The sequence below is a fragment of the Streptomyces sp. NBC_00285 genome (assembly GCF_036174265.1).
GTDB lineage: Bacteria > Actinomycetota > Actinomycetes > Streptomycetales > Streptomycetaceae > Streptomyces.
In genome coordinates this window covers 1,944,202-1,956,880 of sequence record NZ_CP108055.1, presented here as the reverse complement: position 1 = coordinate 1,956,880, position 12,679 = coordinate 1,944,202, and the positions used below count along the sequence as shown (strand labels likewise).

9 protein-coding genes are annotated in these 12,679 nt (G+C 73.0%); 4 read left to right on the top strand and 5 right to left on the bottom strand.

Going from position 1 to position 12,679, the window contains the following annotated elements:
- Positions 1-55: 55 nt before the first annotated feature.
- The 5 genes from OHT57_RS08890 to OHT57_RS08870 all read right to left on the bottom strand — a co-directional run bounded on the left by OHT57_RS08890 (position 56) and on the right by OHT57_RS08870 (position 4,506).
- Positions 56-925 carry a biotin-dependent carboxyltransferase family protein gene (locus OHT57_RS08890; protein WP_328745527.1) on the bottom strand — a complete coding sequence of 290 codons (870 nt, stop codon included), beginning with the start codon at positions 923-925 and terminating at the stop codon, positions 56-58.
- Complete coding sequence (locus tag OHT57_RS08885; RefSeq protein WP_328745526.1) at positions 922-1,533, bottom strand: 5-oxoprolinase subunit B family protein; 612 nt, start codon at positions 1,531-1,533, stop codon at positions 922-924. The genes OHT57_RS08890 and OHT57_RS08885 overlap by 4 nt, the downstream gene beginning before the upstream one ends.
- A complete protein-coding gene (locus OHT57_RS08880; RefSeq protein ID WP_328745525.1) occupies positions 1,530-2,288 on the bottom strand; it encodes a LamB/YcsF family protein in 759 nt (252 codons plus the stop codon). The genes OHT57_RS08885 and OHT57_RS08880 overlap by 4 nt, the downstream gene beginning before the upstream one ends.
- A gap of 28 nt (positions 2,289-2,316) precedes the next feature.
- On the bottom strand, positions 2,317-3,138 hold the full coding sequence (locus tag OHT57_RS08875; protein WP_328745524.1) for a putative hydro-lyase: 822 nt from the start codon (positions 3,136-3,138) through the stop codon (positions 2,317-2,319).
- A 72-nt stretch (positions 3,139-3,210) separates the two neighbouring features.
- Complete coding sequence (locus tag OHT57_RS08870) at positions 3,211-4,506, bottom strand: MFS transporter (RefSeq protein ID WP_328745523.1); 1,296 nt, start codon at positions 4,504-4,506, stop codon at positions 3,211-3,213.
- Between the two features lie 131 nt (positions 4,507-4,637).
- Here OHT57_RS08870 and OHT57_RS08865 point away from each other — a divergent pair, with 131 nt between their 5' ends.
- The 4 genes from OHT57_RS08865 (at position 4,638) to OHT57_RS08850 (ending at position 12,629) form a co-directional block, all read left to right on the top strand.
- Positions 4,638-5,333 (top strand): GntR family transcriptional regulator, encoded by a 696-nt coding sequence (locus tag OHT57_RS08865; RefSeq protein WP_328745522.1) that lies wholly within the window; start codon positions 4,638-4,640, stop codon positions 5,331-5,333.
- Positions 5,334-5,493: 160 nt separating this feature from the next.
- Positions 5,494-7,023 (top strand): hypothetical protein, encoded by a 1,530-nt coding sequence (locus OHT57_RS08860; RefSeq protein WP_328745521.1) that lies wholly within the window; start codon positions 5,494-5,496, stop codon positions 7,021-7,023.
- 31 nt (positions 7,024-7,054) lie between these two features.
- Complete coding sequence (locus OHT57_RS08855) at positions 7,055-7,933, top strand: hypothetical protein (protein ID WP_328745520.1); 879 nt, start codon at positions 7,055-7,057, stop codon at positions 7,931-7,933.
- A 37-nt stretch (positions 7,934-7,970) separates the two neighbouring features.
- Entirely contained in the window at positions 7,971-12,629 is a 4,659-nt protein-coding gene (locus tag OHT57_RS08850; protein ID WP_328745519.1) for a hypothetical protein, read from the top strand.
- Positions 12,630-12,679: the final 50 nt, after the last annotated feature.

Sequence of the window (12,679 nt, the reverse complement as noted above, 5' to 3'; positions counted from 1 at the left end):
GCGCCCACGCGGCGGTAGCCGCACATTCGATACAGCCCGGCGCCCGCGGGGCGCGCTACCGCCTGCGAACCCCTACAAAGCGCACCGGGGTTCCGGGTGCAGCCTGGGCCGCAGCCGGGAGGTCGGTCGCGCGGACCACACCGATCACGGGGTACCCCCCGGTGGTCGGATGGTCGGCGAGGAAGACCACCGGTCTGCCGTCGGGCGGTACCTGGACGGAGCCCAGAACCATGCCCTCACTGGGGAGTTCGCCCGTGAGGACCCTCTCCAGGGCCGGCCCCTCCGTCCGCAGCCCGATGCGGTTGCTCGCCGACGACACCCGGAAGGTGGCGGACGTGAAGGCCCGCACCGATTCCCGTGCGAACCAGTCGTCCCGTGGGCCCAGAGTGACGCGCAGGACGAGTTCCGCGGGGGGCGCCGGCTGCGGTGCGACGTCCACGCGCGTGTGGAGTGACTCCGGGGCGCCCAGAGGAAGTACCGCGCCGTCCGTGAGGGGGGCCGGGCCCAGCCCGGACAGGAGGTCCGTGGAGCGGCTGCCGAGCACCGGCTCCACGGTGATGCCGCCGGAGAGGGCCACATAACTGCGTACCCCGTGGACGGCCGAGCCGATGACCAGCAGCGCTCCGGCCGGCACGAGCACCGGTGCGCCCCAGGCCGCCGGGCGGCCGTCCACCGTGACCTGGCAGGGGGCGCCCGTGACGGCCACGGTGACCGCCGAACGGGGGCGTACCGCACAGCCGTTGAGCGTGGTCTCCAGGACGGCCGTGTCGGCGCGGTTGCCGACCAGCCGGTTGGCGAGGTCCGCCGCGGGGCCGTCGAGGGCGCCGGAGCGGGGCACACCGAGATGGGCGTGGCCCGGCCGGCCCCGGTCCTGAACGGTGGTGAGCGCTCCGGCGCGTACGACGGAGAGGGCGCGGTCCGTCATGGCCCCTCCACGAAGCGGACCCGTGTCCCCGGAGACAGCAGCGCGGCAGGCACCCGCGCGTGGTCCCACAGCACGGCGTCCGTGGTGCCGATGAGCTGCCAGCCGCCCGGGGACGAACGCGGGTAGACGCCCGTGTACGGCCCCGCGAGCGCCACCGAACCCGCCGGGACGGCGGTGCGGGGGGTGGTCCGGCGCGGGACGTCGTACCGGGCGGGCAGGCCGGTGAGGTAGCCGAAGCCCGGGGCGAATCCGCAGAAGGCGACCGTGAACTCGGTGCCGGCGTGGATGCGGGCAACCTCCCGGGGGGAGACGCCCCAGTACGCGGCCACGTCGGCCAGGTCGGGTCCGTCGTAGCGCACCGCAAGTTCGATCGCCTCACGCGCGCGGGTGGGGGCGGGCGGTACGTCGGCGGCGGCGAGTTCCGCGGCCAGGCGGGCCGGCTCGGCGAGGCCGTCGAGGAGGACAGTGCGGGCCGCGGGGACGATCTCCCGGACCGACAGGGAGCCCTCCGCGCGGCGACGCAGCAGCTCGGCGTGCAGGGCCTGGGCCTCCTCGCCCGAGGACACCTCGACGAGCAGGGCGTCGGTCCCGACCGGCAGGGCCCTCATACGAAGGCCTCCACCCGGATTCCCGATGCCTCCAGGCGTTCCCGGACCCGGCGAGCCAGGTCGACCGCGCCCGGGGTGTCCCCGTGCAGGCACAGGGAGCGGGCCGTGACCTCGATGCGGGTACCGGAGCGGGAGATGACCGAGCGGTCCCGGGCCAGGCCCAGTGAGCGCTCCACGACCGCCTCCGGATCGGTGACCACCGCGCCCTCCTGGCCGCGCGGCACCAGCGTGCCCTCCTCGGTGTAGGCGCGGTCCGCGAAGGCCTCGGTGACGCCGGGCAGGCCCGCCTTCCCGGCCGCCTCCAGGAGACGCGAGCCGGGCAGGCCCAGCACGGGCAGCGTCGCGTCCGCGAGGACCACGCCGGCGACGACCGCCGCGGCCTGCTCCTCGTCGTGCACGACCCGGTTGTAGAGGGCGCCGTGCGGTTTGACGTAGGACACGCGTGTGCCCGCCGCACGGGCGAAGACCTCCAGGGCGCCGATCTGGTAGGCCACCTCGGCCGTCAGCTCGGCGGACGGCACGTCCATCGCGCGCCGTCCGAAGCCCGCCAGGTCCCGGTAGGAGACCTGGGCGCCGACCCGGACCCCGCGCGCGGCCGCCAGTTCGCACACCCGCCGCATGGTGGACGCGTCCCCGGCGTGGAACCCGCAGGCCACGTTGGCGCTGGTGACGACGGACAGCAGTTGTTCGTCGTCGGTCAGCTGCCAGCGGCCGAAGCCCTCGCCGAGGTCGGCGTTCAGATCGATCGAGCTCATGGACTGCTCGTGTCTCCTTCCGGGCCTCTCAGGCCACTCGGTACTGCTCGTCGCGGGCGTCCGTCAGGAGCATCTGGCCCGGCGCGTGGGTGAGGGCGAACGGGGGGCGCGAGGCCATCACCGCGGCCTGGGGCGTCACCCCGCAGGCCCAGAACACCGGGATGTCGTCCGGTTCGGCGGCCACCGCTTCACCGAAGTCGGGGCGGCCGAGGTCGTCGATGCCGAGCCCCGAGGGATCGCCGCAGTGGACGGGGCTGCCGTGCACCGCAGGGAGCAGGCTGCTCTCCCTGAGCGCGGTCGCGAGGTGCTGCGGCGGCACCGGGCGCATGGACACCACCATCGGGCCGTGCAGCCTTCCTGCGGGGCGGCACTGGCGATTGGTCACATACATGGGAACGTTTCGGCCCTGCTGAATGTGCCGGATCGGGACGCCCGCCTCGGAAAGCGCCCACTCGAAGGTGAAACTGCAGCCGATCAGGAACGACACCAGGTCGTCGCGCCAATGGGCGCGCACGTCGGTCGGCTCGTCCACCAGCTCGCCGTGCTCCCACACGCGGTAGCGCGGCAGATCGGTGCGCAGGTCCGCGCCGTCGGCGAGGACGGTGCTCCAGTCGCCGGCGTCCGTGACGTCGAGAACCGGGCAGGGCTTGGGGTTGCGCTGGCAGAACAGCAGCATGTCGTACGCCCAGTCGGCGGGCACCGAGATCAGGTTGACCTGGGTGTGGCCGGCCGCGACCCCTGCGGTGGGGCCCGTCAGGCCCGCGCGGAAGCGGGTGCGGGCCTGAGCAGGGCTCCACGCGTGCGCGTGCTCGTCGACCAGGGTCAGGGGACGGTCTTCCGTGCGGTTCATGCGGGTTCCTTTCCGCGGGTCTGCGGCAGAGGGTTCATGCGAGTTTCTTCCCACGCGTCTGCGGCAGAGGGTTCACGCGAGTTCCTTTCCACGTGTCTCCGGCAGTCCGAGCAGGGCCAGGGCCGCGATGCCGTAGCCGATGGCGCCGAAGACCAGCGCGCCGCCCACGCCCCAGCTGTCGGCAAGGAAACCGACGGTGGTCGGGAAGATCGCGCCGATCGCGCGGCCGGTGTTGTACGTGAAGCCCTGTCCCGAGCCGCGCACCGCCGTCGGGTACAGCTCGCTCAGATAGGACCCGAAGCCGCTGAAGATCGCCGACATGCAGAACCCGAGCGGGAACCCGAGCACCAGGAGCAGGGTGTCGGCTCCGTGCGGGATGTTGCCGTAGGCCACGATGCAGACGGCCGACAGCAGCGCGAAGAGCCAGATGTTGCGGCGGCGGCCCAGCCGGTCGGTGAGATAGCCGCCGGTGAGGTAGCCGAGGAAGGCGCCGGAGATCAGGAACGTCAGATAGCCGCCGGTGCCGACGACCGACAGTCCGCGGTCGCTCTTGAGGTACGTCGGCACCCAGGTGGCGAGCGTGTAGTAGCCGCCCTGGACGCCGGTGGACAGCAGCACCGCGAAGATCGTCGTCCGCAGCAGGTCCGGCTTGAAGATCGCCGTGAACGAGCCCTTGCCGGCGGTCTTCTCGCGCACCTCGATCGCCGCGGGGGCGTCCTTGACCTGGCGCCGCACCCAGACGACGAGCAGTGCGGGCAGTGCGCCGGTCCAGAACATCACGCGCCAGGCCGTGCCGTCGTCGAAGACCGAGAAGACCAGCGTGTACACGATCACGGCCAGCGCCCAGCCCACTGCCCACGAGCTCTGGATCGCGCCCAGGGTGCGGCCCCGGTGCTTGGTGCTCGTGTACTCGGCGACCAGGATCGCGCCGACCGCCCACTCGCCGCCGAATCCGAGGCCCTGAAGGGCGCGGAAGACCAGCAGGGACTCGAAGTTCGGTGCGAAGCCGCAGGCCACGGTGAAGACCGCGTAGGTGATCACCGTGATCATCAGCGCCCGGACCCGGCCGGCCCGGTCGGCCAGTACCCCCGCCAGCGCCCCGCCGATGCCGGAGGCCACGAGGGTGACGGTGGTGAAGAGACCGGTCTGGCCGCTGTCCAGGCCGAAGTACGCGGCCAGCGCGACCATGCTCAGCGGGAGCGTGAAGTAGTCGTAGGAGTCCAGGGCGTAGCCCCCGAAGGCGCCGGCGAAGGCGCGGCGGCCGCGTGGGCCGAGGGCCCGGAACCAGCTCAACGCCCCGTCTTCGGCGGCGTGTTCGGTCGTCGTGGGGTCGGTGGTGAGGGACTGGGGTGGCGGGGTCGTGCTCATGGGCACCTCGCAGTGGGAGGACGGAGGGTGCGGAGCTGAGCCGTGCGGTGTTCCTCTAACGTAGAGGATCGTTCAACGATCCTTCAATACCCCTGTTGTTTCGTACTCGTGTCTGCGGTTGAATTCCGGGCATGGCAGAGCAGCTGAGCCCACTGGCCGACGACCGCGCCCTCCTGGGCCGTACCAGCACGGCCGAGCGGGTCTCGGACATCCTCAGAAGCCGCATCGCGGAGGGCTACTTCCCGCCCGGCACCCGGCTGTCGGAGGACAGCATCGGGGGCGCGCTCGGGGTCTCCCGCAACACCCTGCGCGAGGCGTTCCGGCTGCTCACGCATGAGCGACTGCTCGTCCACGAGCTGAACCGGGGCGTGTTCGTCCGGGTCCTGGCGGTCGAGGACGTCGAGGACATCTACCGGACCCGCGCCCTCGTGGAATGCGCGGTCGTCCGTGGGCTGGGCGAGCCTCCGTATGCCCTGGACGCCCTTGCCGAGGCGGTCGTGGAGGGGCAGCGGGCGGTGCGCGAAGGCGACTGGAAAGCGCTGGGGACGGCCAACATCCACTTCCACCGGGAACTCGTCGCCCTCGCGGCCAGCGACCGCACCGACGAACTGATGCGCAGCGTCTTCGCCGAACTCCGCCTGGCCTTCCACGTGGTGGACGACCCCAAGGCCCTCCACGAGCCCTACCTGGCTCGCAACCAGCAGATCCTCGGAGCGCTTCAGGCGGGCGACCGGGAAGAGGCGGAGCGGCTGCTCGCCGTGTACCTCGCTGACTCCTTGGAGCGAGTGGTCGAGGTGTACAGGCGAAGGGTCGGCGAGGAGACCTAGGGGACACCTGGGGGCGCGGGGCCGTGTCCCATGTGCGACTCCGCCGTGCGGGCGTGAGACCTGCCGCAGACGTGTCGCAACCGGTCGTGCCCCGTCCGACCGCCGGGGGCGATCCGTGCCGTTTGGGGAGTTGTCAGACCGAGGACCTAGTCTGTGCACCGTGACTTCGCCTGCATCGACGGACAGCGTTCCGCCCCAGTTCAGCGCGGGGCCGCGCCCCGCACCGGGCCCGGCCGCCGACGAGGGACTGGCGCGTCGGCTGCGCGCCCTCGCATGCACCGCGCCGCTGCACGACCTGGACGTGCGCAAGGCGAACCTCGCGGGTGAGTACTCGGTGTACGGCATGGCGGAGGTGGCCCTCTCCGGCATCGACCTGGTCACACTGAACATGGACTTCGACACGGGCGCCGACCACGACCAGGTCGTGGCCCGCCTCATCCCGCGCATCGCCGCCCAGGCCCCGCAGCGGCCCGTCGCCGAGCACGAGCGGGTGGCCCGCTGGGTCCTGGAGAACCTGATCAACGTCGGCAGCGTCGACCGCGGTTTCCGGGCGGTGTACGGCACCTTCGCGCCGGACGGTACCTATGTCCGGCGCGACTACGACTTCAAGTTGATCGAGGAGGTGCCCGGCCCCGGCGGCTCGGTGTATCTCCGGACGACGGACGAGGCGGTCAACGTTCTCGTCGGCGCCCTCGACACCGATGTCACCAGCGCCCAGATCGCCGCCGAGGTCAAGCTGGAGGTGCTGATCAGCCGCGGACGCCTCGCCGACGCCCAACTCGCCGCCGAGCAGGCGCGGTACCGGACCGTGCAGTACTCCGAGACCCTGCGCAGGGCGCTGGACGCGACCAGGCGCAATGTCCGGGCCGTCGACTGGCTCAACTCCGTACCCGACATGATCGCCGAGGCCCTCGATCACGTCGCCGACCGGTACCGCCACGAGAACGCGATCCTCACCAACATCCGCAAGGCACGGGACGAGTCGGAGGACCCCGAGCAGAAGCGGCGGGCCGCCGAGCTCGTCGACATCGTCAAGGACTGCATCCGGCGCCACACCCAACTCCAGTCCAGGCTCCTCGAGGCCGGGCCCCTGTTCCGTGCCGAACAGGACCGCCAGGCCTTCGCCACACCGATGACGACATCGGGGATAGACCTGTACGGCCACCTCGTCGCGCCGGTGCTGCCGCTCCCGTTGGAGCAGGCCACCCGCGTCACCGACGCGTTCTTCGCGCGCGGGACCGGGCTGCGGACCCCGGTGGCGGTAAGAGTGGGCGATCTCGTCGACATACTGCTGACGCCCCCGATGGAGCGCGAGCACCTGGGCGCGGAGATGCCGGAACCGGACCTCATCGCCACGCCGGACGACAGCCGGTTCAGCGAGGAACAGCTCGCGATCGCGAAGGAGTTGCTGGACCTGCCGGCGGACGCACCACGACGACTCTCGGGCCTGCTGGTGGAGGCTCGCCGCACCGGTGGCTTCGACCTGGCGTATCTGGTGGCCCTGTTGGCGGTCCACGCGGCCAGCCCCGCCGTCGGAACCGCCTACCGGCAGGGCGAGCAGAAGCTGCTCTTCGCGGTGGACGACGGGACGGAACTGGACGATCCGGACTTCGGTGGCGCCGACTTCATCGTCGGCACGGCCCTGCTGGACGCCGCGGGGATGGCGGCGGACCGGAGGGACGCAGCATGAGTGAGCACGAGCGTGACAAGGAGCCCAAGCCGTGAGTGAGCAAGTCGAGTGGAGCGACGCGGAGGCCCCGACCCCGCCGGCGCCCGCCGCCGTCACCCCCGCCGATGCCGCCGACGCCGCTCGGCTCGTCGCCTTCGGGCTGCAGCCCAAGCTGCAGCCCGCGCGTGACCAGGAGTACGCCGACCTGCTGCGGCGCTACCGGGAGGATCCGCCGTTCGCGCGGCTCGCCGACGCCGTCGCCGCCGGACTCGGCCTGGTGGTCCTCGAAGTGTCCCCGCGCGCGGGGATGGCCGTGACCGCCGCCGAGGACTCCGTGTTCGCCGTCCGGATGGGGGACTACGCGCGGCGCACGTCAGCGGACGGCGGCGACCGGTTCCTGCACGGACTGGCCCATCTCGCCGTCGCCGCCATGGCGTTCCCGCGGCCCGAGGACCTGGCCGACGACGGATACATCGGGCGTGTCTCGGTCAACGGCGTCGACGCCTTCGTACGCCAGGCATGCCGGCGCCTGGAGGAGCGGGCCGAGGAGGTCGGCGAGAACACCGACCCGGTCACCGACGCGCCCGGCCTCGAGGCGGCCTGGCGGATCTGGGCGAGACGCAGCGCGGCCGGAGCGACCAAGGACGCGCGCCGGCTCGCCGGGTCCACGACCGGCATCGTGGGCAAGGCCGCCGCCTTCCTCACCGACTCCGGGTTCCTCCAGCGGACCGGGGACGACAACGGCGGTACCTACCGGACCACGGCTCGTTACCAGCTCCAGGTGCGCGACACGGCCGGCAGCGCCGCCATGGCCGAACTCCTCGAACTGGGTGTCGTCCCGGTCACCGACGGCACGCCGACGCTGCTGCCCGCCGCAGACGCAGACGACCTGGAACTGGCGGCCGATGCCGGTCTGCCGTTCCACTCCTGAACCTTCCCGATCTGCCGAAGACTTACGAGAGTCCGCCATGTACGAACTGTCCAGGGTCCGCCTCTACTCCATCGGTCCCGCCGGTGCGCGCTACGCCGACACCGTGCTCGACCTGCGGGGTGTGGGCGCCGTCGTGCCCGACCCCGCGCCCACCCAGGCGGAGTTCTTCGAGGACGAACCCGTCGGCCCGCCGCGCCGGCCCGCACCGGCCGGAGTGCTCTTCCTGGAGAACGGCGGCGGCAAGTCCGTCCTGCTCAAACTGATCTTCTCGGTGATGCTGCCCGGCCACCGGAACACCCTCGGCGGCGCCAGCTCCGGCGTGCTCAGGAAGTTCCTGCTCGCCGACGACTGCGGGCATGTGGCCCTGGAGTGGCAGCACACCCTCACCGGCGAGTGCGTCGTCGTCGGCAAGGTGAGCGAGTGGCGGGGGCGCCAGGTCTCCAACGACCCACGGAAGTTCGCCGAGGCCTGGTACTCGTTCCGTCCCGGTCCGGGACTCAGCCTCGACAACCTGCCCGTCGCCGAGTCCACGGGCGTACGCCGGCCCGCCGAGGGCCAGTCGGCCGCGCAGGGCCGCCGTCGCACCATGAAGGGTTTCCGGGACGCCATCACCGAGTCGGGCAAGGCATATCCGCACCTGGAGGCGCACTGGGAGGAGATCCACGACCGGTGGATCGAGCACCTGGGCGAGCTCGGCCTGGACCCGGAACTCTTCCGCTACCAGCGGGAGATGAACGCCGACGAGGGTGAGGCCGCCGGCCTCTTCGCGGTGAAGAAGGACTCCGACTTCACCGATCTGCTGCTGCGGGCCGTCACCGACACCCGAGACACCGACGGACTCGCCGACCTGGTCGGCGGTTTCGGCAACAAACTGGGTCGGCGCGCCGAACTGATCGCCGAACGGGACTTCACCGCCGGCTCGGCGGATCTGCTGGGGCGGATCGTCGAGGCCGCCGAGGCACGCTCACGCGCACGTGACATCCACACGGGCGCCGAACGCCGTACGCGTGCGCTGGCCCGACGGCTGTCCGCGCGGGGCGTCCAGGAGCGCGTGCGGGCCGGAGACCTGGCCCAGCGGGTCACCGCCGCCGCGTACGCCGTCACCCACGCCGAGGCGGGCCGCGAGCGCAGTGCGCTGATCGCCGCCGAACTCGCCTACCGGCACGCCTCCCTGGCGCTCGCTGCCGCCGAGAAGTCGGCCGCCGCCCAGAAGCGCGAGCTCGCCGAGGCGCGCACCCTGCACTCCGCCTGGCAGGCCGCCGAGACCGTACTGCGCCACCGGGCCGCCGCCGACCGAGTCACGCGCGTGGCCGCCGCCATCCAGGTGGCCGAGCGGGACGCGGCCCCCGCGCTCGCCGCCCGCACCAAGGCCGCCGCCGATCTGGTCCGGGCCCTGCACACGGCCGCCGAGGGCGCGGAGAACCTCGCCAACGAAGGGGAGGAGCGGTCCGCCGCCCTCCAGGAGGTCGGCGAGTCGGCCCACCGGGACGCCACCTCTGCCGCCACCGAGGCACAGCGCGCCCGCAGCGAGGTCGGACACCTGCGCCAGCGTCTGAGCGAGGTCGAGCAGGAAACCGCGGAGGCGGTCCGCGCGGGCTGGCTCGACGACACCGCACCCGACGCCGACCCCGCCCGCGCCGCCCTCGCCGCGAGCGACGCCGAGAAGACAGCGGTGGCCGCTTGGGACACTGCCCGCGAGGCGTCGAGCCGGGCCGCCGAGCATGCGCGCGAGGCCGCCTCCACCGAGTCCCGCGCGGAGCTCACAGCAGCTCGCGCGGAGGACGCGGCCACGGCGGCCGAGCGGTCCTACGAGGCCGAACGCCGACTCGCCGAGGGCCTGGCGGGCGAGGAGCGGCTCGCGGAGCTGCTGAGCCTGACCGGGTCCCGCGGGGGAGTGCCGGGGCCGCGCGCGGGGGCCACGGGAGCGAAGAAGGCCGACGCGGACCCGTACGGAGGTTCGGCCGACGACGGGACGCTCACCCCCGAGGACCTCGACCGCTTCGCCGACGAACTCCGTGAACTGCTCGACGGCTCCGTCTCCTCCGCCGAACGCCAGCTGTTCGAGCTGCGTACGACCGCCGCCGACGATGCGCGGATCCTCGGCGCGCTCGGTGACGGCGGGCTGCTGCCTCCGGGGCCGGACGTACTGGCCACCGTCGAGTTCCTCGGCGAGAACGGCATCCCCGCGCTGCCCGGCTGGCGCTATCTCGCCCAGGCCGTCGACCCCGCGGACCACGCGCGTGTGCTGGCCGCGCGGCCCGAACTGGTCGACGGCGTGATCATCACCGACCCCGCCACACACGCTCGTGCCCGCGAGGCCTTGAACGACGCGGCACTGCTCCCACGGTCGGCCGTCGCCGTCGGTACGGCCGCCGCGCTGCTCGCGCCGACTCCGGCGACCGATTCACCCAGCACGGACGTCTTCCTCGTACCGCCGAACCCGGCCATGCACGACGAGCACGCCGCCGACGAGGAACGCCAGGCGCTGCGGGCGCGGGCGGGTGAGCGCGACGAGGAGATCCGGTCGCTCGCTTCCCGGCTCGGCAAGGACCGCGAGCTGACCGCCCGGCTCGCCTCCTGGCGCACCGGCTGTCCGGCCGGCCGGCTCGTCGAGCTGGCCCGGACCGCCCACGACACGCGCGTGTTCGCCGAGGAGGCGGAGGCCGAGCTGACCGAGGCGCGCGCCGTGCGTGCCGAGGCCGACGAGGTCGCCGGCGAAGCCGCCCGGATGCGCGACGAGCGGCAGGAGGCCGCTCAGAAGACCCGGCGTGCCGCCGACGCCCTGGCAGGGCTCGCCTTCCGGCTGCGCGAGCGGGCCGGCTGGCAGGTCAAGCTGCGCGAACTCGCCGACGAGGCAGGCGAGTCGGAGGCCCGCGCCCAGACCTGTCTGGAGCGCGCCCGCGCCGCCGACGAGGACCGGCGCGGTGCCCAGCGCGCAGCCGACGACGCCCGCCGCACCGCCCGTGCGCTGCGTGCCGAGCGCGCCGAGATCGCGGGCGCCCCCGACGACGTACCGGACAGTGAGACGGATCCGTCCAGGGCGTCCCTGCCCGCGCTCCGCGAGGCCTACCGGGCCGCCTCTCAGCTGTACGAGAAGGTGGGCGTCGACGCCGATCTGCGGGCCGAGCAGGCCCGCGCGGAGAGCGACGAGAGCGGGTCCCTGGCCGAGCTGGACCGGCTGAGCAACAAGGTCCGCACACGCGCGGAGCAGCTTCTCCAGTCCACCGAGGGCTCCGACGGGCCCTCCCGGCAGGCCGCCGCCGCCCGGGCGGAGGAGTTGGTTCAGCTCCTGGAGGCCCGCATGTCGACCGCGAGCGAGCAGCTCGGCCGGCTGCGCGGCGAGACCGAGCGGCTCGCGCCCGAGGACGGCGAGGTGCACACCGAGCTGCCGGACGAGTCGGAGCCCCGCGACGCCGAGCACGCGCAGGCGCTGCTGCGCACGGCCACCGCCGAACTGGCGTCCCGCACCGAGTCTTTGGCCCAGGCCGGGCAGGCGCACGCGGAACTGCTCGGCTCCCACCGGGCCGCCGAGGACGCGGCGAGCGGTTTCGACGAGATCGCCGCGATGCTCCGCGACCTGCTGCGCGAGCACGGTGCGGAGGAGGACCAGGAGGAGCCGGAGCCCTACCCGGGCAGCCCCGAGGAGGCCCGGCAGTCCGCCGCCGACGCCCGCCGCTCGCTGCGCGGCTGCGCCGCCGACCTCTCCGCCGCCGAGTCCGCCGTCCGCGAGGCGAGCGACGTGCTCGTCCGGCACGCGAACTCCACGCGCTACGAGCAGGTCCGTACCCCCGCACGTCAGCAGATCCGGGAGCTGCCCGCGTCCGCGCTGCCCGAGCACGCGCAGAAGTGGGCGGACGCCTTCGCGCCCCGACTGCGGGTGCTGACCGACGAGTTGGTGCAGCTGGAGCGGAACCGGGACTCGATCGTGGACCGGCTGCGGGGGCTCGTGGAGTCCGCCCTCGCCACGCTCAGGTCCGCCCAGCGGCTGTCCCGGCTGCCCGAGGGGCTGGGGGAGTGGTCCGGGCAGGAGTTCCTGCGGATCCGCTTCGAGGAACCCGACCAGGCCACGCTGACCGAGCGGCTCGGCGAGGTCGTCGACGAGGCGACGCGGGCAGCCGTGAAGAAGAACTCCGACCTGCGGCGCGACGGGATGTCCCTGCTGTTGCGGGGAGTTGCGGCCGCGCTCCAGCCCAAGGGCGTGGCCGTCGAGATCCTCAAGCCCGACGCCGTGCTGCGTGCGGAGCGCGTGCCCGTCGGGCAGATGGGCGACGTGTTCTCCGGCGGCCAGTTGCTCACCGCGGCCATTGCCCTGTACTGCACGATGGCCGCTCTGCGTTCCAACGACCGGGGCAGGGACAAGCACCGGCACGCCGGCACGCTGTTCCTGGACAACCCGATCGGGCGCGCCAACGCGACGTATCTGCTGGAGCTCCAGCGTGCGGTCTCGGACGCCCTGGGCGTCCAGCTCCTCTACACCACCGGCCTGTTCGACACGACGGCACTCGCGGAGTTCCCCCTGGTCATCCGGCTGCGGAACGACGCGGACCTCAGGGCCGGCCTGAAATACATCAGCGTGGAGGAACACCTCCGCCCGGGCCTGCCTCAACAGCCCCAGGCGGGCGAGGTGGGACACAGCGAGATCACGGCGACCCGCATGTTCAAACGCCCGGCACCCGTCGCTCCTGTCACTCCGTAAGGGGCACGGGGCCGCGGTGGCCCGGGCCCCGTGCCACGGAGCCCGGGCGA